The following is a 20,185-nucleotide window of genomic DNA, read 5'->3' as shown; positions in this document are numbered from 1 at the left end:
TCAGTTGGGGATGGGATCCCGTTGAGCTGCCAAGAGAAGGGCATTGACAATGGCAGCAGCAACTGGGGATCCGCCTTTGCGGCCCTCCACCCGAATCTGGGGAACATCCGTTTGCGCCAACGCCTGCTTGGCCTCTTCCACCGCCACAAATCCCACCGGCACTCCGATCACCAAAGCCGGCTTGACCCGCTGTGCCCGAATCTCCTCCACCAAAGCCAGCAACGCGGTGGGGGCATTGCCAACGACAAACAGGGCTTCTGGATAGCGGCGTGCCAAGTTCACCATCCCATTGGCGGCGCGGGTTTGACCGGGCCAACGGGGCTCCTCCACCCAGTCCAAAGCACAGTAGAGGGGGATCCCTTGGGCTTTCAGACCTGACTGGATCCCAGCTGCCACCATCCTGACATCGACAATGACAGGCTGCTTTTGCCGTAGGGCTGCCAGGGCGTGTTCAACGGCGTTGGGGCCGAAGAAAAAGCGATCCCGCAGCTCAAAGTCGGCAGTGGCATGAATGGCACGGCGCACCACCTCATAAGGGATCCCTTGCCAGGGGTGGGGGCCGATCTCCTGATCGATCTGGCGAAAGCTGGCAGCGGTAATCGGGTCTATCCCGAAGGCTTCATCCATTGGGTCTGGGGTTATGGACACAGTCATGCTGGCATGTCCTGGAAGATATAGAAGAACCGGTGGCAAAGTACGTCCTATTAAATGATGAGCCGAGGAAACCACTAAGATTGGTCTAGCCTAAATTGGAGATGAGCCTATTGTTGTCACCCACTCCTCCCTTGCACAGACTCAACTCCCATCCTTCCCCTTCTGCTCGGGTCAGCGCCAATTCCGTCGGCAATCCCGGTTTCTCCTCTGTTGATGCGCCCTCCCCTTCCCCAACGGGCAGCGACAGGGATCCCTTGTCGGCTTTGCCTCGCTACGGCTACTCCCAAACCTGGCATTGGCGGGGCTGGCCCATCCATTTCACCTACACCCCTAGTCGCGCCCAAACCCTTGCCGGTGTCGTCAACTTGACGGCAGCTCCGGCCCTTTTAATCCATGGATTTGGAGCGTCAGTGGGTCATTGGCGCCACAACATTCTCCCTCTGGGATCCCAGCGCTCCGTCTATGCCCTCGACCTGCTGGGATTTGGCAAGAGTGCCAAGCCGGAGATTGCCTACAGCGTTGATCTGTGGGTGGAGCAGGTACACGAGTTTTGGCAAACTCACATTCAGCAGCCCAGCATCCTGGTGGGCCATTCCATCGGGGGCTTGGTGGGAGTCATTGCCGCCGCCCGCTATCCCCAAATGGTGAAAGGCTTGTGCTTGATCAGTTGTGCCGATGGGCCTCACCCCGAAGAATTACCCCCTCCCTGGGATGTCTTGGTGCAGCTCCTTTGCGACGGGATCCTGGCCGTCTTGGGCTGCCCACTCACCTATCCCCATTTGTTTAACTGGCTGCGGCAAACCGAGGTGCTGCGGGCTTGGATCAAAAACGTCTACAAGCGGGATGAGCAGGTGGATGACGAGCTGGTGCAGATCTTCCAGAGACCGGCCTTTGAGCCGGGGGCAGCCCACGTGTTTTTGGACGGTCTGAGGGCCATTCTCTGCCGCCGCTTCGACAGCCCCAAACGCCTGCTGCCCACCCTAAAAATGCCTATCTTGCTACTTTGGGGCCGAGAAGATCCGGCAGTGCCCAGTTTTTTGGCAGACCAATTTAAGCGCTGGCAACCTGCCCTCACCTTGGTGAAGCTGCCGGGAGTAGGCCACTGCGCCCACGACGAGCTGCCTCACTGGGTCAACACCCTCATCGGGGAATGGGCGGCCAGTCTGGAGACCTGCCCTGACTTGCCCACCCACCTTCGGCGGGATCCCCGAGTCGGCTAGCTCAGCAAGTGATCTGAGCTATTCCCGGCAAGGTGCCACAAGTGAGGGCTATCGGCACAGGGCCCCCCCAGCTTGGAACACCCCCAAGCCAAATCCCAGCCTGCCGCCGGGAAAAGGGATCCCGCTCAGAGATCAGGGGGCAGCTTGAGGATCTGATGCTGGCGCATCCCCTGCCAGCGGCGAATGAGATCGCCATCAATACCGAACTGATCCAACGCCTTCACCACCACAAAATCCACCAAATCTAGGATGGTACGCGGCTGGTGGTACCAAGCTGGAATGGCCGGAACAATGCGCGCCCCCGCTTCTGCCAGAGTGGTCAAGTTGCGCAGGTGGATCAGGCTAAAGGGGGTTTCCCGCGGCACCACCACCAAGCGTCGTCCCTCCTTGAGCTGCACATCAGCAGCCCGCTCCAGCAGATCCGAGCTCAAGCCGGCAGCCAACTTGGCAACTGTACCCATGCTGCACGGGATCACCAACATCCCCTGCGTGCGATAGGAGCCACTGGCAATGGTTGCCCCCACATCCTGCCAGCGATGACAAACTAGGGATCCACCGCTGCTCTCGGCTTGCTGTCGCCAAAAGTGGGCCTGCTTGCGGGGGTCTGTCGGCAGCAGCACCCCTTGTTCTCCCTGCCACACCTGATAGGCCGCTTTGGAGGCCACCACTTCGACGCGGTAGCCCAGGCTGAGCAGAACATGCAGAGCGCGCACAGCATAGAGCATCCCTGAAGCGCCTGATACGCCAAGGATGATGGGCAGAGAGGATGTCAAGGGCCGCTGGGGAACGTCTTCTGCTCAAGTCTAGCGAGGGGAGCCGTCCCTCGCCTGCTCAGGAGATCCCTAACCCACCGCTCCAAAAGACTTGCACAACGCGGGATAAAAATGCTCCTGGCACAGGTTGAAGGCAGCGCTCAAGCCCCAGTCTGACTCTTCTCTGTTAGGTCTGCAGATTTTGCCGCCCGTTGCGGATCACCCGCAAGGACTCCACCAACCGCAACTCCAAGTCTTGCAACACCTGATCCACGTAACGGTGGGCCTCCCGCTGCAGGCGCTCCGATTCCTGCAGTGTCTGTCGCCGCACCTCCTCACTATGTTGATAGGCTTGTTGCAATAACTGCTCCGCCTGAGCTTGGGCCTGTCGCAGAATCGCCGATTCGTTGAGGAGCTGCTCAGCCCTACGTTGGGCCGCGGCCACAATTTCTTGGGCGTAGCGATTGGCCTCTGCCAAGATCCGATCCCGCTGGCGCAGCAGTTCCTCCGCTTCCTCCAGGGCTGTCGGCAGGTTCAGGCGGATAAAGTCTAACTGCTCCAGAATCTTTTCCTCTTCAATAAGGGTGCGAGACCAAAACAGGCGAGGGCTACTGAGAATGGCTGCCTCCAATTGATCCAGGGCCTCCTGGACGCGCATCAGAGCCAGGGTCTGATCCCCAAAGGGTACGCCGGCACGATTGGAAGGATCAGAGGGCAATTCTCGCATCAGTCTATGAAGAGGGGAGGCTGCACTGAGCAAAAGAGCAGATCAGGCAGGATAACGCCTACCATATCAGGTTCTCGGTTTCCTGAATCTGCGCAGTCTCCCCTTCGCTCCAACCACTCTTCGTGAAGTAGATGTTCTTTTTGATATGAGGGGACGATGGACTTTCTCCCTCGCGGAGGCTGTGAGCCAAGCGGCAGAGAGGCTGCTTACCGGTCGGTTGGTGCCACAGCGGCTGGGGAGCCGAGGTTGCTCGGCTGCCAAAAGAGCGCCAATGGAGGAGATTTATAGTCATTTTGAATAGGAATAAAACATTTCCGTTGCCTTGCTCTCCAACCCCCCTCTCCCAGAGAGATGAGCTGGGGGGTCGCGGCAGCGGCGCGGAGCGTTTGGGGAGTGTCTCAATCTAGTTTGAGATGACTACACTTTTTGAGTTGCCGCCAGTTCCCTGAAGATGGCCAGCCTCCAGATGGTTGACAGCTACCTATGGCACACTGAGAAAAAAGGAGTTGGAGCCCCAGCCTCTTATGCCACAACCGCAGCCCCCCAGAAGACTGGAAGACCAGTTTGTGGAGAATGTCTCCCGTTATCCCACTTACTTTATTACCGTTTTGCTGGGGGGGATCTGGGCTGGCCTCCAGCCTTTTGTCGGCCTGTATCGCAAAAGTCCAACAGCGGCGGCTATGGTTACGCTGGGATCCCTTTTGTTGCTTCTATTTGTTTATTTCACCCTGCGAGGCATGACAGGGAATACCTTTTGGCCAGAATAGATACTGGGTTGAGGTTGGGGCCCATGGGCGAAGCTGTGCAGTGGACGCCGGCAGCATAAGCACGCCTCAAGGGGATCCCTCTTTTTCGCCCCACTGCTGACAAGAAGTAAAGTGCTCCGCACCGCTCGCGCGAATGAAAAGTTTGCCCCGGAATGGTGGCGGTCTATGGGCAGGCCAAGCCTCAATTGGCTCTTCAGGGATCCCGGCTGCAAGCTGTAGCGAGGGGATTGGATTTGCCGCTAGCTTGGTAGAGGTGTTCTCCTCCGTTTTTTGAACTCATGGCAGATTGGATCCTGTTGGCGCTGGTGGGTTCTGCAACCTACCTGCTGCTGCAAAAAAGTGTGGCCCGCCTTTCGAAGGTGCCGTGGCGGATCCTGTGGCTGGTGATGATGCTGCCCCCTTTGGTTTGGGTGCTGGGGCGTCAGGTGTTTCAGTACGAATTGCCTCCCTTGCTGATGTTGCTGCTGTTTCTCACCTCCTACTTTACCAGCATGACCTTGGTGAGACGAGGGGGTATTCGACCCTCAACCGGAGGCCCTCGGCCAGAGGTGGAAAACTCCTCTCCAGAAGCGGATCCCTCGCCGGCTGGGGAACCTGAGCCAGAGGAAGAGGAGGAAGACGGCGCCGCAGATCCGGTCTCGCTGGCTCTTGCCCACACCCCCATCTCCGAAGTGCCGCGGGAGAAGCTGAGCCATTGCTTCCCCTGGAACGTCTTTTATTTGCAAAACGTGGAGTACCGCCCCCAGGCGATCATCTGCCGGGGCAACTTGCGGGCGGATCCCAGTGAAGCCTATGAGCGGGTGCAGCAAAACGTGGAAACCACTTTCGGCAAACGCTTTTTGGTGGTGCTGCAGGAGGGGTTTGCCGGTAAGCCCTTTTTTGCCTTGGTGCCCAACCCGGCGGCGCGGCGCTCCCTGGCGGACAGTCGAGAGTTGCCGCTGCTGGCTTTGGGGCTGTTGCTATTCACCTTCTGGACGACCCTCAGTGCTGGGGCCCACGCGGCTGGGGTTAGCCCTGACCGGCTGCTGCATTTGCCCTCTCTGATGAAAGGATTGCCCTATGCGGTCGGGATCCTTGCCATTTTGGGATCCCATGAGTGGACTCGTTACTGGGTGGCCCGCCGCCACCACATCAAAACCTCGCTGCCCTATTTCATCCCGGTGCCTTTTGTCCTGGGGACTTTTGGGGCGTTTATCCAGTTGAAAGAGCCGGTGCCCAACCGCAAGGTGTTGTTTGATATCGCCGCCGCTGGGCCGCTGGCAGGGAGTCTTGTTGCTTTGGGCATGCTGTTGCTGGGGCTGTTGTTTTCAGCGCCTGCAGATCCTCCCGCGGTGCCGGAGGGGCAGCCGACCCCGATTAGTTTTCATCGCATTGACCCGCGCCTATCGGTGCTGCTGGCAATTCTGGCCCGCATGGTGCTGGGGGATCAGTTGCAGCCGGGGCAGGTGATCGAGCTGCACCCGCTGGCCTTTGCCGGCTGGCTGGGCTTGGTGGTGATTGCCTTTAACCTCATGCCGGTGGGCCAACTGGATGGAGGGCACATTGTCCACGCAGTGTATGGACAGCGGATGGGAGCGAATGTGGGCCGGGTAGCCCGCTGGTTGGTGTTGCTGCTGGCTTTGACGGTGCAGCCTTGGCTGTTGCTCTGGGCGCTGCTGCTGTTTGTGATTTCCAGTGCTGACGAGCCGGCCCTCAACGATGTGACGGAACTGGACGAGGCCCGGGATCTGCTGGGGCTGGGGATGCTAACGCTGCTGGTGCTGATCCTGCTGCCGGTACCGCCGTTTTTGCAAAATGGACTGGGCTTGGCCTAGATCCGGGGTAGGATCCAAACCGCCCCTGACCTCGTTCTTCTCTCATGGAACGCAGCTTAATTGTTCAAAAGTACGGCGGTACCTCTGTCGGCTCTGTGGAGCGTATCCAGGCCGTGGCTCAACGGGTGGCCCACACGGTGGAGCGGGGACATCGGGTGGTGGTGGTGGTCTCGGCGATGGGGGATGAAACCGATCGCCTTGTGGGCTTGGGGGAGCAGATCTTGCAGGGATCCCCGACCACACCGGCCCAGTTGCGGGAATGGGATATGCTCCTTTCCACCGGTGAGCAGGTGAGCATTGCCCTGGTGGCCTTGGCGCTGCAACGCTTGGGGTGTCCTGCCCTTTCCCTGACGGCAGCCCAGGTGGGCATTGTCACCACTCGGGATCACAGCCGGGCCCGCATTTTGCACATCCACACCGACCGCCTGTGGCAGCACCTGGAGCGGGAAGAGGTGGTGGTGGTGGCCGGGTTTCAGGGCATCACCAGCCTGGCGGAGCTGGAGATCACCACCCTGGGTCGGGGGGGATCCGACACCACGGCGGTGGCCTTGGCAGTGGCTTTGGGAGCAGAGCTGTGTGAGATCTACACCGATGTGCCGGGGATCTTCACCACGGATCCGCGTAAGGTGCCTGAGGCCAGGCTGTTGCCGGAGATCACCAGTGATGAAATGTTGGAGCTGGCCAGCTTGGGGGCCCAGGTGCTGCATCCCCGCTCGGTGGAAATTGCCCGCAACTACGGTGTGAAGCTGCGGGTGCGCTCCAGCTTGGAGCCGTTGCAGGCGGGATGCGAGGGCACTCTCATTCTTTCTCCTCCCCCCCGTCCTCGTGCTGCCGACAGCAGTATCGAGCTGGGCCTGGCGGTGGATACGGTGGAGCTGGATCGGGATCAGGCCAAGTTGGTGTTGGTGGGGGTGCCGGATCGCCCTGGCATTGCCGCCCAGCTCTTTCAGGGGATCGCGGCGGCAGGGGTGAATGTGGATTTGATTTTGCAGTCGCTCCAGTTCACAGCCGCTCACGCCAGCGGGACGGACTCCTTGCCGCAGGGATCCGTGCCCCAGCCCACCAATGACATTGCCTTTACGGTCAGTCGGTCGCAGGTGACCGAGGCTGCAGCCGTTGCCCGGCGGATTGGCCAAGAGCTGCAGTGTGCAGCGGTGATTGTGGATGAGGCGGTGGCCAAAGTCAGCATTGCCGGGGTGGGGATGATGGGCCGACCTGGGATCGCGGCGCAAATGTTCCAGGTGCTGGCCGAGGCCGGGATCAATTTGCAGATGATCTCCATGTCCGAGATCAAGGTGAGCTGTGTGGTGGCTGCGGAGCGGGCCGGTGATGCCGCCTTGGCTCTGGGAGAGTCGTTCCAGGTGATCCCCCACTTGCATCGGGCAAAGATGCCGGCTGCCCCTCAAGACAGCCACCCGGTACGCGGTGTTGCCTTGGATTTGAAGCAATCGCGGCTGGGCCTTCGCAAAGTGCCGGATCGTCCGGGAACTGCCGCCCATTTGTTCGGGCGCTTGGCGGCTGCCGGGATCATCGTGGACACCATCATCCAAAGCCAGCGGGGCTACCACAACGGGATCCCCAGTACCGACATTGCCTTTACCGTGCCTCAGGATCAAGCGATGGCTGCTGAGGCAGTCTGCCGGCAGGTGGCCGAAGAGCTCCAGGCGGCAGGAGTTGACGCGGATCACGACATTGCCAAGGTCAGCATTGTCGGCGCCGAGATGGAAACCTACCCTGGCGTGGCTGCTCGCCTGTTTGCAGCCCTAGCCGAAGCCGGAATCAACATCGAGATGATCGCCACCTCGGAGATCAAGGTGAGCTGTGTAGTGCGCCGGGATCGAGGGATCCCGGCCTTGCAAGCTATTCACCGCGCTTTCCGGCTGGACTGCCCCTAGCCTGCCTTAGGGTTGAGCCGCCAGCAGCAAGGGAAAATGATGGGCGTTGGGGGCGTGCATCACCTGAATCCCCAGATTGGCGCGGTTGAGGAGATCGGCGTAGGTGGGAATGAAGCGGCCCTGGCTGTCCAGGATGGACTGGTTGAAGTTCAAGCCGTTCAAGTTAAAGGCCATTATGCCGATACCTATTGCCGCCGCCCAAATCCCCACTGTGGGCAGGGCCGCCATCCAGAAGTGGACGGAACGGCTGTTTCTCAGGCCCAGGCCGGGGAACCCCAGCCGCCCCAAGAACGCGTAGTGCCCGGCCAGGAAGTTGTAGGTGACTTCCTCCTGCCCGAAGCGGTAGCCGGCATTTTGTGACTCTTCTTCCGAGGTCTCGCGGATTAGGCTGGAGATCACCAGGGAGCCGTGCAGGGAGGCCAGCAGAGCGCCGCCAAAGACGCCGGCCACCCCCAGCCAGCTAGCAGGGTGCATGAGGATATTGTGCTCCGCCTGGAAAGCCAGCATGAAGTAGAAGGTGCCGGCGATCCCCAGGGGCAAGCCTTCCGAGAAACTGCCCTGGCCGATGGGGTAGACCAAGAGCACTGCCGTAGCCGCCGCCGCCGGAGCGGAAAACGCCACCGCAATCCAGGGACGCATGCCCAAGCGATAGCTCAGCTCCCACTGCCGGCCCAGGTAGCACCACACCCCGATCAGGAAATGGAGCACGATCAGTTGGTAGGGGCCGCCGTTGTAGAGCCATTCATCCAAAGAGGCGGCTTCCCAAATGGGATAAAAGTGCAAGCCGATGGCCGCCGACGTGGGCACCACCGCCGCCGAGATGAGATTGTTCCCCCCTATCAAAGAGCCGATCACCGGCTCGCGGATCCCATCCACATCCACCGGCGGAGCAGCAACAAAAGCGATCACAAAACAAAAGGCAGCCGCCAACAGCGTCGGGATCATCAACACGCCAAACCAGCCGATGTACAGCCGGTTTTCGGTGCTGGTTATCCATTGACAAAAGCCATTCCAACTCCAGAGCTGCCGCGCAGCCGAGGAGCGGCGAACTACAGTACTCATAGGCCAACTCCTAAAGAGACAAAACCATTCTTTGCTTTGTCGGCTTCCTTGAACGGGGCAAAACTCTTCCCGCGCCGACCGCCAAAAGCGTCTCCTTCTTTCAGGCTAGACAGTTTTAGGGATGCCGACAGGGATCCCTAACTTCCGCAACGGGAATGTGAAAAAAATGGATTTGTCGATACAAATCAGCACCGATATGTTGCAATTGGGATATCTTTGAGAGCTTCCCGGCGAAGGTCGGTCACTGGCAGTTGATGGCAGCCAAGCTTGAGCAGACGTTTCTTAAGGATAGGTTTAGGAAAGAGGTGCCGTCCGGGACCTGCTTTTTTTCCTCCAGAATCCTAGACAGACAGAATCCTAGACAGAGAAAAAATCCTGCAAGCACTTCACCTGCAGGGATCCCGACTGCAAAGCACGGATGGCAGCCGCGGTGGCTTTGGCCCCTGCCAAGGTGGTCACCAGAGGGATCTTGTAGGCCAGGGCAGTGCGGCGGATCTTTTGGCCATCTTGCTGCGCCTCGACACCGGAAGGGGTGTTGATAATGAGCTGAATCTGGTGATTTTTGATGGCGTCGATGACGTGGGGCCGCCCCTCGTGCAGCTTGAGGACTTTATCTACTGGGATCCCGTGCTCGGCTAAAACTTTTTGGGTTCCTTCGGTGGCCAACAGGCGAAAGCCCAGCCCCACAAACTCGCGGGCTACCGGGATGACCGCCTGTTTATCCCGGTCGCTGACGCTGATGAACACCGTCCCCTGGAGAGGCAGATTCTGCCCCGCCGCCAGTTGGGCTTTGGCGTAAGCGCGGCCAAAGTCCGTGTCAATGCCCATCACCTCACCGGTGGAGCGCATCTCCGGCCCCAGCAGCGTGTCGGTGCCGGGAAACTTGTGGAAGGGCAAAACCGCTTCTTTGACGGCAATGTGGGAGGGGATCACCTCCTGGGTAAAGCCCAGCTCGGCTAGGGTTTTGCCGCTCATCACCTGAGCGGCGTAGTCTGCCAGCGGATGGCCGATAGCCTTGCTGACGAAGGGTACGGTGCGAGAGGCGCGCGGGTTGGCCTCCAGGATATAGACTTGACCTTTTTGGACGGCGTATTGCACGTTGATCAGGCCCACCACCTTCAGAGCTTGGGCCAACTTCACCGTCCACTCGCGGATCACCTGCAGCACCTCGGGGCTGAGGGTGCGGCTGGGCAATACACAGGCCGAATCGCCCGAGTGGATCCCGGCCTGCTCGATGTGCTCCAGAATGCCGCCGATGGTTACGGCGCCGGTGCGGTCGGCAATGGCATCCACATCCACCTCCACCGCCTCTTCCAGAAACTGATCCACCAGCACCGGACGATCCGGATCCACCGCCACCGCCAGTTGCATGTAGCGCTGCAGGTCTTGGTCGGAATAGACGATCTCCATGGCTCGTCCCCCCAAGACGTAGCTGGGCCGCACCACCACCGGATAGCCGATGCGGCGGGCAATTTCCAAGCTTTCTTCCACGCTGCGGGCAATGCCGTTGGCCGGTTGGCGAATATCCAACTCCCGCAAGATGCGCTCGAAGCGCCCCCGATCCTCAGCAATGTCGATGGAGTCGGGGGAAGTTCCCCAGATGGGAGCCTGGGCTGCTGCCAGCCCCTGCGCCAGCTTGAGCGGGGTTTGGCCGCCAAATTGCACGATCAGGCCGACCGGCTGCTCAGCATCCACCAAGTTCATCACCTCTTCATGGGTGAGCGGCTCAAAATAGAGGCGATCGGCGGTGTCGTAGTCGGTGGAAACGGTTTCCGGGTTGGAGTTGACCATGATCGCTTCGTAACCCAGGCGGCTGAGGGCAAAGGCAGCATGACAACAGCAGTAGTCGAATTCGATCCCCTGGCCGATGCGGTTGGGGCCACCTCCCAAGATCATCACCTTCTCTTTGCGGGCCGGGAAAATCTCCGACTCGCTCTCGTAGGTAGAGTACTGGTAGGGGGTAGCAGCCTCAAATTCGGCGGCGCAGGTATCTACAGTTTTGTAGGTGGGGATCACCCCCAGGCTTTTGCGGCAGGCCCGCACCTGATGTTCCGTGGATCCGGTTAGGTGGGCAATTTGTCGGTCGCTGAAGCCCATTTGCTTGAGGTGTCTCAAGTCGTCAGCGCTCAGGGATCCCAGCTCCCGCCCCTTGAGGGCCTGCTCCACCTCCACCAACTCCTGTAGCTTGTCGATAAACCAGGGATCGATGTGGGTGAGTTGGGCAATCTCCTGGGCAGAAAAGCCCATGAGCAGAGCGGTGCGGATGGTGAGCAGGCGGAAGGGGTTGGGGGTGCGCAGGTTGGCCCGCACTTCCTCCGGCTTGGGGAAAACCTCCGGCCTATCGCTGCCAAAACCGGGACGGTCGATTTCCAAAGAGCGCAGGGCCTTCTGGATGGATTCTTGAAAAGTGCGGCCAATGGCCATCGCCTCCCCCACCGATTTCATCTGGGTGGTGAGAACCGGCTCTGCGCCGGGGAATTTTTCAAAAGCAAAGCGAGGGATCTTGGTGACCACATAGTCGATGGTGGGCTCGAAGCTGGCCGGAGTTTTGCGGGTGATGTCGTTGGGGATCTCCGGCAGCGTGTAGCCCACTGCCAGTTTGGCGGCAATTTTGGCGATGGGAAAGCCGGTGGCCTTGCTGGCCAAAGCAGAAGAGCGGGAGACCCGCGGGTTCATCTCGATCACCCGCACCTCGCCGTTGGCAGGGTTGACGGCAAATTGCACGTTGGATCCCCCGGTCTCTACGCCAATTTCGCGCATGATGGCGATGGCATAGTCCCGCAGCCGCTGGTATTCCTTGTCGGTGAGGGTTTGGGCCGGGGCCACGGTGATGGAGTCGCCAGTGTGCACCCCCATCGGGTCGATGTTTTCTATGGAGCAGATGATCACCACGTTATCCGCCAGATCCCGCATCACCTCCAGCTCAAACTCCTTCCAGCCGATGACCGATTCCTCCACCAAGATTTGGGAAACGGGGCTGGCCTCCAAGCCGGCAGCGCAGATCTCTTCAAACTCCTCCTGGTTGTAAGCCACCCCACCACCGGTGCCCCCCAGGGTATAGGCCGGGCGGATGATGAGGGGATAGCCGATCTCCTGGGCAATCTGCTTGGCTTCTTCCAGGGTGTGGGCCAGGCCAGAGCGGGGCACGGCCAAGCCAATCCGCTGCATGGCTTGCTTGAAGAGATCCCGGTCTTCGGCTTTTTCAATGGCCTCCCGCTTGGCCCCAATCAACTCCACCCCGTACTGCTCCAGGATCCCTTGCTGGGCCAGTTGCACCGCCACGTTGAGGGCCGTCTGGCCGCCCATGGTGGGCAGCAAAGCATCAGGGCGCTCCCGCTCGATAATTTTGGCCACAAAGTCCACCGTCACCGGCTCGATGTAGGTGCGCTCCGCCATGCTGGGATCCGTCATGATGGTGGCGGGGTTAGAGTTGACCAAAACGACCTCATAGCCCTCTTCCCGCAGGGCTTTGCAGGCTTGGGTGCCCGAGTAGTCGAATTCGCAGGCTTGGCCAATGACGATCGGCCCCGCTCCAATGAGCAAGATTTTGTGGATATCGGTGCGGCGCGGCATAGGGATCCCACCAGGTGGCAGAGTCAGCCTTCTATTGTAGAGGTCACCTGCAGGTCAAGTTGCTCATCGGGATCCCTCTTTTTTGAGTGTTGCGCTTTCAAAGGCTATGCACAGCAGGCAGAGCTTGGATCCCTGGCAGGCAGGAGTTCTCTGGGGCAACCCGCAAAAGGGCAGCTTCTTCATCAGTATCAATAGACGGGAAAACTTGAACTTTAGCTTATGGGGGTGTGGGGGTAGCTAAGCCCCGCACTGTACCCGTAGGGTCAGTGCCGGGATACAGATACCCCCACATGGTGTATGGTAGGAGTAGTTGCACAAAACGGCTTTTGCCGGAATCTGGTGCAACTACGCGGTAGGACATTCCGTGTCTGCTCGTGGAGGGTTCTTGCGTAGGCTCCCCGATGAAGCGAGAAGCCCGCTCCGTACTGCCAGCAGTCGGGGTCGGGAGTATGTCACATGATATCAATGCTATCGTCGCAGCAAAGCCGCCCAGGGATCTGCCGATCGAGGAAACGCTCTATGGCCAGGTTAATTGTTCGCAATGTTGACGAAGCCATTGTCAAAGCTCTCAAACAAAGGGCTAGTCGTCACGGCGTTAGTGCAGAGGCCGAACACCGCAAAATCCTAGTGCAAGTCTTACTCCAGCCTGCGAAACAGTCCTTTGCCGAAGTGCTCAGATCGATACCTAACGTTGGCAACGATTCAGACTTTGAGCGGGTGCAAGATAACACTGCCCATGACGTATTTGCTTGACACTAACGTCATCAGTGAGCTGCGCAAACACAGTCAAGCCAACTCCGGGGTTCAAGAATTTCTTCAAACTGCCATTGAGCAAGAGGCCCGCATCTACATCAGCGTGATCACGCTGGGCGAACTCCGCCGAGGCGTTGAACTCATGCGCCATCGCGGCGATCATCTGCAAGCCAACCTTCTGGAGAGGTGGCTGCAAACGGTTGTCGATGACTATGCCGATCACATTCTTGATTTCACAATTACCGAAGCCCAGGTATGGGGAAGCCTGTGCGTACCTCACTCTCAAAATGCGATTGACAAACAACTGGCTGCTACAGCCTTGGTTTACGGACTGACCTTGGTTACCCGTAATGTCCGTGATTTTGCCAGGACAGGGGTGCCTCTCATCAACCCATTTAGACCCTCATAACAAGCCGCGGTAGCGAATAAAGATCAAAACTGCCGCCCAGGATCCCAGCGCCACCTTGATGGCTACCAAAATGTTAAGAATCGGGATCCAACCGCCGCTAAACAGATCCCCCAACTCCCCTCTGGGCAATTCCCAGCCGGCCAGAGCCATCACAGCCACCCCGATAAACGCCACCACCGACAGCTTCTCCCACATCGCAGCCCGCCACCGTTTGTAGATGGCCTCCATCCAGGCGGAAGAGGCGGTGATCGCCACCAAGCCAATGGCTGTCCCTCCTGCCACCCCAGCAGCAAAGCCCCCGCCCGGCGTCAGGTGCCCTCGAATGGCCAGCTCCACCGCAATCAAAGCCGAAATGGTGGCTCCCACTCGCGCCAACACAATCGAGGGAATATCGGTAAATTGAGCTACATTGGCTGTCGGCTGCTCATCCGCCAGCAGATATTGGGCGCCCAAAATTGCCGTGGAAAACACCACCACTTCAAAGACCGTATCGTAGAGGCGGTTGCGCAGAATGAGACCCGTCACCGTGTTGGGCACACCGCTTTCGCTGGCCAGAATCTCCACTGCCTCGACTAAAGCTACGCCCGCTGCGCGATTGGGGGAAACGGATCCCGCCTCGCCCACAATGAGCTGTAGGGCTGCCAGCAGCACCGCTATCCCGTACACCCACTTCATGTCGCCATCACCTCAGCGGCCAGAGCTTGCTGCGCCAAAATGGCCTGCAGGCGGGGTACGCGTGTAACCAGGCGATACTCTGCTGCTTCTCCACCGGGCTCAAGGGCAATGGTGTGTACCTCTCGGCTGCGAAGAGCAGCCACCAACGCCTCCGAACTCCCATAGGCGGCCAACTCCAAGCGCATGTGGTACCGCTGTAGCCCTTGGCGCATCTGCTGTAACAACTGCCGTGCTGCTGAGGTACTGGCCTCCAGCACAGGGCTGCCTTCGAGAACGCCCAGGCGCATGCTCAGCGAAGAGCGCACCGCAATGGCGTAGAGGGTAATAGAAAGCATGGTGCCCACCAGTGCCTCGGTCAGGGCCACATCCGCCGCCCCAAACAGCGCATAGATCAGGGCGGCAATCGTCCCCAGGATCCCTCGCATTACCAAGGCGTGGTAGGGATTGGTCTGAGTCACCACCAAGCTTGCCGTCAGGGGCAGGAGTAACGCCATCACCAGCAACAGGGTCTCTTCCATCCTGCCCTCCTATAGGGACTTGCGCTGCGAGCAAAACGCCAGCACATAGCCCAGAATGGTATTCCAAATAGCCAGGGAGATCAGTGCCAACACCAACAGGGGCCATTCCCGTGGGATCCGCAACAGCAGCCCCAGCATGATGCTCATAGAGCCCAGGGTGTCCGACACCGAAAGGCCGTGCAGCTTAAATAAAATCGAGCGATCCCCAAGGAGCGGCGCCGTTCCCCACAACCAAAACAGCACACCAATCCCAAACAACAGATAGCTCAGACCTTCCACCCAGACTTCCATACCTACCCCCAGGGCCTTTCTAAAGCATTTCCAGCCGTTTCAGTACATGAGCCAAGAGCATTAAGGCCGCATTGCCCACCGACAAAATCAAAACCCCCACAATCCCGATCATCCAATCATCCCGCACCACCGACACCACCAAAATCAGGATGGCCGTCTTTGTGGCCAAGCTGGCAAAGGCGAGCATCGTCTGCCAAATATCTTCCTTCAGCCAAGCGGCATACAGGGGCAAGCACAGCGTTAGGGTCAGGAGAAACAGCAGTAGGTTCACACGTCCTCCCGCGGCTTGAGCACATGGACTTCATAAGTGCCTTGGGCATTGCAATTGAGCACGATGGTTTTGGGCGTGAAGGTAATTAAAAAGATATCCAGAAACACCAGCCCTGCTGAACGGTTGGGCAGGGTTTGTTTGTATACAACTTCCTCAACAGTGTGGGGCTTGAGGATCATCTCGAAGGCTTCCCAGTAGGCTCTTGGGATGGCGAGAAGAATTTCCTGGAGCACTCGCCCCCAATCCCGCCATTGCACCGGTGCGGAAGCCTGGCGCGGCAGCAGCAACGTTGCCGCCACCCCGATGGCCACATTGTCCCAGCTCAGATTGCCCGTCAGCAGAAACCAAATCAAGAGGCGCAGGCCGATCTCCAATAGACCCAACTCAGGGTAGCGTCCCATAGTTCCCCACAGCTAACAGAGCCCAAACCAGCACCAACACTATGCTCAAGCCGCCCACCACTGCTTCCAGCCCTTCGTTCACCGACCCTCCCTTCAAAGGGATCCGCTCCCAAAACCAGCCTAGGGGGATCCCAACGCCCAAACTGAGGAGCGCCTTGAGAAGATTGTCAGCGCCATAGGCCGCCGGTAGCCAGCCCCAGAGCAAGCCCCCACCCCAAAGCACCAGTGCCACTTTATCTTGCCAAGGAGTTGCAGAGGTGGTTGCCCCCTTCATTGGAGAAACAGGTGCCCGCAGCACTCGCACGCCTAAACAAGTGGTGCCGACGGTAACCCCCACCAGCAGCCACTCGTGCCAGGGATCCAGAGCAGACAAGCTGAGGGCCTTGGCCGCATACCCCAAACTGCCGGGTACCCCTGCCAGGGAAGCCGTCCCCAAGAGCAGCATCGGCCAACGCCAGGGATGGGTCACGCTTGTTCCAACAAACAGCAAGGGCTTTGCCAACCCATGGGCAAGACCGTACAAACCTGCCCATTGAGGGGCAGCAATCACAAATCCCATCTGCGATACCGAGCTCCAGGCGAGAAGGTGCTGGGGCGTGCTCGCCATCAGGGCCAGTAGGATCCCGAAAACGGCTGAACCAGCGCTCAAGTAGGGCAACCCCTGGGCCAAGACCGGCGAAGCCTCGCTGCAGCGCACCAAAGCCATGGCTCCTGCTTTGGTCGTAAAACCGCTGAGCACCGCCGCAACAACGGGATCCGCGGTAACGTAGGTGAGGGGCAGCCACAGGCCGGCAACGAAGATCGCCCCCTTGGCCAAAAGACCCACAGCAATCAGCGCCAAGGCCGTGGGGTCGGCCATAGCCAAACTGCTCATCGCCAGGGATCCCGTGCGCACATAGACCAGGATTGCGCCCATCAGGTAGAAGAGCATGGCCACATTGCTCATGAAAAGGTAGCGCAGCCCCACCCAGAGCTGGCGATCGCGGTGCGGAGCATTTTCTTCCACTGTGGGTTGGCCCTCAGCCCGCCGCCCATAGGTCAGCAGCAAAAACACGCCGATGCTGAGCACCTCCAGGGAAACGTAGACGCTGATCAGGTCGGCACTGATGATGACGGCGTTGGCGCTACCGTGGACGATCAGCAACTGCATGGCCAGAAAGCGGCTGCCCGCAAAGCGTCTATCCAAATACAGGGCCACTCCTAGCGTGACCAGGCCGTGGGCCAAGAGCATCGCTGCTCCATTGGCATCGATCCGCAGCGTCACCCCGAAGTGATCCAAAAGCTGCAGCTCCAAGGGCGCAGCGGTTGTGCCGGGCAAGCCCCCCTGCTGCACCGCATAGGCCACCGTCAGCGCGGCCATCCCCACCAAGCTGGGACGGGTCAGGGCCGGCATCAAGTAGGTTGTGAAGGCCAGCAGAAAGGGCAATGCCACCCACACCAGCGTCAGCTCAGTCATCGGTAAAAGTGCTCTGCGCCCCTGACGCGACTGCCTGTTCGATGCTCTCGACTTCGAGGGTGGGATGATTGCGGGACAGCTTCATCACCCCCACCAACATCAAGGCTTGTACCGATAGGCCAATGACGATGGCCGTGAGGATGATCCCCTGAGGCACCGGGTCGGCATAGTCCAGCTCGCGCCAGGGTTTGTAGATGGGGGTGAACACACCGCTCCGGGCTGCCCAGATCACGAAGAAGGCGATGACCCCGGTGCTCATAACATCCATAGATAGGATCTTCAATAATAGGTTGCGCTTGACCACGACTCCCCAGAAGCCAAGGAAGATCGTGAGGATGACGGCGGCACTTAACATGGACACCTCGCTTGCTGCGCTCGAGCTATCTGGTCGCTCAGTCGTTCTAAGGCTACGCCCGCTACGTGACCAGTATCCAGCTTCCGCAGCCGCGGCAGCCAGATAGCCTGTGGCCGGCTGCAACGCTGCCGGGATCCCCATCTCCCCAGCAAGACCGGGATCCCGAATTCGAAAGAGCTGCAGCTCCCAATGGGCAACTTGCTGCGACTTCTTGCCAGCTCTGGGGCTTGGTGGGATCCTGGTCATACACCTCTCATGCCAAGGTCGGAATTGATGGCCGCTGTCCGCAGTTTAAGTTGTTTTTAATGGCCTTGGCGGAACCGACTTCTGGATGCTGAAGATAAGGTGTTGGAGAAGGGGGTTGTAAAAGCCGTGATGCTGCCGGTGGCCGAAGCAGAAGCCCTGATTTTGCAGGCGGTTCAGCCGCTGGGCACAGAGTGGGTGGAGCTGGGATCCGCCCAAGGCCGCGTTCTCAGCCAAACTGTGTATAGCCCCCAGGATTTTCCGGCCCATCCCACCTCCAGTATGGATGGCTATGCCGTGCGCCATGAAGATGTGCAAGCGGGGATCCCTTGTGAGCTGCAGGTGATCGAGACTCTCCCCGCCGGAAAGGCACCCACCCGAGAGCTCCAGCCTGGACAAGCGGTGCGTCTCTACACCGGCTCCCTCTTGCCCAGCGGTGCGGACACCGTGGTGATGCAGGAATACACGCAGCAACCTTCGCCAGGAACCGTTCGCCTCTTGCAGCGTCCGCAGCGGGGCCAATTTGTCCGGCCTCAGGGAGACTTTGCCCGCCAGGGGGATCCCCTCCTGCCGGCAGGGCAGGCTTTGGGCGGAGCGGAGCTAGCCGTTTTGGCCGCCATCCGACAGGCGATGGTGCCGGTGTTTCGTCAGCCCCGGGTAGCCCTGTTCTCGACAGGGGATGAGTTGGTGCCCATCCAGCAGGTGCCGGGGCCGGGGCAGGTCGTGGATTCCAACCAGTACGGCCTGGCGGCTCTGGTCAAGGCAGCGGGTGGGATCCCGATCCAGTTGGGCATCGTGCCGGATCGGCTCCAGGTGTTGCGGCAGGTCGTCCAGCAGGCCCTGGCCTCCGCCGATGGGGTGATCTCTTCCGGAGGGGTATCGGTGGGGGATTTTGACCTGGTGGAAAAGGTGCTGGAGGAGTTGGGAGGCGAGATTTTCATCCGCAGCGTGGCCATCAAGCCGGGCAAACCCCTGACGGTGGCTCGTTTTCCCAATCCCCACGGCCCCCCCAAGCTCTACTTTGGCCTGCCGGGCAACCCTGCCTCTGCCCTGGTGACCTTCTGGCGCTTTTTGCACCCGGCCCTGCGAAAAATGGGCGGATCCCTGCCCCCCTACTGGCAGATCCTCTCCGCCTTCAGCCCGGTGGATCTGCATGCCGACGGTCAGCGGGAACACTATCTCTGGGGACGGCTGCAGGTCAGGCCTGAGGGGATCCAATTTCAGCCCGCCGCCAACCTCAATTCCGGCAATCTCATCAGTCTGGCCGGCTGTAATGCCTTGGCTGTGCTGCCAGTAGGGACAACCCAGATCCCTGCTGGTTCGCCCGTTCAGGTGCTGCAACTGCCCTGAAGATCCCTAGCCCTCCTCTCGCTGCTGCTGGAATAGCCGCCATAGTCAATCCAAATAACAATGAGACGCTAGCCAGTACAACAGTTCCGTCTGCAACAGCGGATCGCAGGCCTTATCACTTCATCCACAGAAGTTCCTCTATCAGCATGCATCCTTGCCCTCTTGAGAGCACTAAAGTCACCCTCAATCTCATTCAAGTCTGGCGAGGGCCTCAGCAAAAAACCACCTCCTGCCCTGCCGCTTTCATCAAATCCTTTATCCTTCCCTTCCGTTCGCCGAGCAGGCCCTAGGCCTTTGAATCGGCCCATTGCCCAGAGTCAATACAGATGTCCTCTCCAAACTCGGCATTTAGTGTCCCTCAAATTCTTCCGCATTCGAGCTACTTGAAAAAGCGTCGGGGCTATCAAACCCCCTCTCTCCTTCCTCCTACCGGCTACTCAGCTCTCTCTCTTCCCATAAACTTTCTCCCCTCTCTTTGGCCAAGCATAAAACAGGTGCGTATCTCCCCAAACCCTGTCTCGTCATTCTCTCATCATTCGCGTCAGCGGTGCAGAGCCCATTGTAAGCTAAACTCTCACTTCCATACTTCTGAACCAACTCCCTCAAGACCCTAGAGTCGTTGATTCTCTCTTGGATTCTCTCTTGCCAATCCCGCTCTCGGTGCCTTAACTCTTTTTTTTCGCGTTGTTTTCATCTTCCTAAGAGCATAGTAAATAGCGCTGGGATGGACGCCAAACCTCTGGGCTCTATCCTTCAGTCGAGCTTCTGGGTACTGTTCTACGTCTTGCTGCAGAGCGACCAAGTCTATCTTTCGCTTCCGAGTCTTGACTTTTGTCGGCCTCAGGTCTTCTCGGTTCAGCCAGCGATAAACCGTTGCACGACTGACTTTGTACATCTGTGCAGCTGCAGTGGGGCTGCCCCCTTCCTGGACATACCCTACGACTCTCTCTCTCAGGTCTAAGCTATAGGTCATGAAGCTTCCTCCTGAGGTCTACCCCC

General features: G+C 59.2%; 19 protein-coding genes and 1 pseudogene. 7 read left to right on the top strand and 13 right to left on the bottom strand.

The features are described from left to right. Complete coding sequence (locus ACVWY8_RS02870; protein WP_414329503.1) at window positions 1–654, bottom strand: cobalt-precorrin-8X methylmutase; 654 nt, start codon at window positions 652–654, stop codon at window positions 1–3. A gap of 101 nt (window positions 655–755) precedes the next feature. On the opposite strand from ACVWY8_RS02870, the gene ACVWY8_RS02865 reads away from it, so the two are divergent. Next, on the top strand, window positions 756–1,874 hold the full coding sequence (locus ACVWY8_RS02865; RefSeq protein ID WP_457396800.1) for an alpha/beta fold hydrolase: 1,119 nt from the start codon (window positions 756–758) through the stop codon (window positions 1,872–1,874). A gap of 125 nt (window positions 1,875–1,999) precedes the next feature. Here ACVWY8_RS02865 and ACVWY8_RS02860 read toward each other — a convergent pair whose 3' ends face one another. Both ACVWY8_RS02860 and ACVWY8_RS02855 read right to left on the bottom strand, forming a co-directional pair. Beyond that, entirely contained in the window at window positions 2,000–2,647 is a 648-nt protein-coding gene (locus ACVWY8_RS02860) for a flavin prenyltransferase UbiX (protein WP_457393219.1), read from the bottom strand. Window positions 2,648–2,813: 166 nt separating this feature from the next. Further along, entirely contained in the window at window positions 2,814–3,353 is a 540-nt protein-coding gene (locus ACVWY8_RS02855) for an ATP synthase subunit B family protein (RefSeq protein WP_414380997.1), read from the bottom strand. 524 nt (window positions 3,354–3,877) lie between these two features. On the opposite strand from ACVWY8_RS02855, the gene ACVWY8_RS02850 reads away from it, so the two are divergent. From ACVWY8_RS02850 to ACVWY8_RS02840, 3 genes are all read left to right on the top strand, one after another. Then, window positions 3,878–4,120: a DUF751 family protein gene (locus ACVWY8_RS02850; RefSeq protein WP_041436092.1), complete on the top strand. Its 243-nt coding sequence runs from the start codon at window positions 3,878–3,880 to the stop codon at window positions 4,118–4,120. A 278-nt stretch (window positions 4,121–4,398) separates the two neighbouring features. Continuing rightward, a complete protein-coding gene (locus ACVWY8_RS02845) occupies window positions 4,399–5,934 on the top strand; it encodes a site-2 protease family protein (protein WP_457393221.1) in 1,536 nt (511 codons plus the stop codon). A 44-nt stretch (window positions 5,935–5,978) separates the two neighbouring features. Next, the gene (locus ACVWY8_RS02840) at window positions 5,979–7,829 is read left to right on the top strand and encodes an aspartate kinase (RefSeq protein ID WP_457393222.1); all 1,851 of its coding nucleotides are present in this window, start codon (window positions 5,979–5,981) and stop codon (window positions 7,827–7,829) included. 6 nt (window positions 7,830–7,835) lie between these two features. On the opposite strand, the gene psbA is transcribed toward ACVWY8_RS02840, so the two are convergent. Continuing rightward, a complete protein-coding gene (gene psbA / locus ACVWY8_RS02835) occupies window positions 7,836–8,891 on the bottom strand; it encodes a photosystem II q(b) protein (RefSeq protein ID WP_414357732.1) in 1,056 nt (351 codons plus the stop codon). A gap of 357 nt (window positions 8,892–9,248) precedes the next feature. Next, on the bottom strand, window positions 9,249–12,464 hold the full coding sequence (gene carB / locus ACVWY8_RS02830; RefSeq protein ID WP_457393225.1) for a carbamoyl-phosphate synthase large subunit: 3,216 nt from the start codon (window positions 12,462–12,464) through the stop codon (window positions 9,249–9,251). A gap of 519 nt (window positions 12,465–12,983) precedes the next feature. On the opposite strand from carB, the gene ACVWY8_RS02825 reads away from it, so the two are divergent. Both ACVWY8_RS02825 and ACVWY8_RS02820 read left to right on the top strand, forming a co-directional pair. After that, window positions 12,984–13,217 carry a FitA-like ribbon-helix-helix domain-containing protein gene (locus tag ACVWY8_RS02825; RefSeq protein WP_457393228.1) on the top strand — a complete coding sequence of 78 codons (234 nt, stop codon included), beginning with the start codon at window positions 12,984–12,986 and terminating at the stop codon, window positions 13,215–13,217. Further along, window positions 13,201–13,626: a PIN domain-containing protein gene (locus tag ACVWY8_RS02820; RefSeq protein WP_457393231.1), complete on the top strand. Its 426-nt coding sequence runs from the start codon at window positions 13,201–13,203 to the stop codon at window positions 13,624–13,626. The genes ACVWY8_RS02825 and ACVWY8_RS02820 overlap by 17 nt, the downstream gene beginning before the upstream one ends. Here ACVWY8_RS02820 and ACVWY8_RS02815 read toward each other — a convergent pair. From ACVWY8_RS02815 to ACVWY8_RS02785, 7 genes are read right to left on the bottom strand one after another with little or no spacing between them, the layout of a single operon-like run. Next, window positions 13,621–14,301 (bottom strand): Na(+)/H(+) antiporter subunit B, encoded by a 681-nt coding sequence (locus tag ACVWY8_RS02815; protein WP_457393234.1) that lies wholly within the window; start codon window positions 14,299–14,301, stop codon window positions 13,621–13,623. The two genes, ACVWY8_RS02820 and ACVWY8_RS02815, sit on opposite strands and share 6 nt — an antisense overlap. After that, window positions 14,298–14,819 (bottom strand): DUF4040 domain-containing protein, encoded by a 522-nt coding sequence (locus ACVWY8_RS02810; protein WP_414357736.1) that lies wholly within the window; start codon window positions 14,817–14,819, stop codon window positions 14,298–14,300. Before ACVWY8_RS02810 ends, ACVWY8_RS02815 begins: the two co-directional genes overlap by 4 nt. Window positions 14,820–14,828: 9 nt before the next feature. Further along, a complete protein-coding gene (locus tag ACVWY8_RS02805; RefSeq protein ID WP_011431879.1) occupies window positions 14,829–15,110 on the bottom strand; it encodes a monovalent cation/H(+) antiporter subunit G in 282 nt (93 codons plus the stop codon). A gap of 19 nt (window positions 15,111–15,129) precedes the next feature. Next, complete coding sequence (locus tag ACVWY8_RS02800) at window positions 15,130–15,381, bottom strand: hypothetical protein (protein WP_011431878.1); 252 nt, start codon at window positions 15,379–15,381, stop codon at window positions 15,130–15,132. Further along, on the bottom strand, window positions 15,378–15,782 hold the full coding sequence (locus ACVWY8_RS02795) for a Na+/H+ antiporter subunit E (protein WP_041436089.1): 405 nt from the start codon (window positions 15,780–15,782) through the stop codon (window positions 15,378–15,380). Before ACVWY8_RS02795 ends, ACVWY8_RS02800 begins: the two co-directional genes overlap by 4 nt. Beyond that, window positions 15,766–17,238, bottom strand: coding sequence for a cation:proton antiporter (locus ACVWY8_RS02790; protein WP_457393236.1), 1,473 nt, complete (start codon window positions 17,236–17,238; stop codon window positions 15,766–15,768). Before ACVWY8_RS02790 ends, ACVWY8_RS02795 begins: the two co-directional genes overlap by 17 nt. Next, entirely contained in the window at window positions 17,231–17,593 is a 363-nt protein-coding gene (locus ACVWY8_RS02785) for a cation:proton antiporter subunit C (RefSeq protein WP_414328966.1), read from the bottom strand. Before ACVWY8_RS02785 ends, ACVWY8_RS02790 begins: the two co-directional genes overlap by 8 nt. 345 nt (window positions 17,594–17,938) lie before the next feature. Here ACVWY8_RS02785 and ACVWY8_RS02780 point away from each other — a divergent pair, with 345 nt between their 5' ends. Next, entirely contained in the window at window positions 17,939–19,186 is a 1,248-nt protein-coding gene (locus ACVWY8_RS02780) for a molybdopterin molybdotransferase MoeA (protein ID WP_457396797.1), read from the top strand. A gap of 68 nt (window positions 19,187–19,254) precedes the next feature. On the opposite strand, the pseudogene ACVWY8_RS02775 reads toward ACVWY8_RS02780, so the two are convergent. Then, window positions 19,255–20,159 (bottom strand): annotated as a pseudogene (locus ACVWY8_RS02775) (IS630 transposase-related protein). Window positions 20,160–20,185: the final 26 nt, after the last annotated feature.

The sequence above is a fragment of the Thermostichus sp. OS-CIW-32 genome (assembly GCF_054060415.1).
The sequence above is the reverse complement of the archived record's forward strand: the minus strand, read 5'-3'. Positions and strand labels throughout refer to the sequence as shown.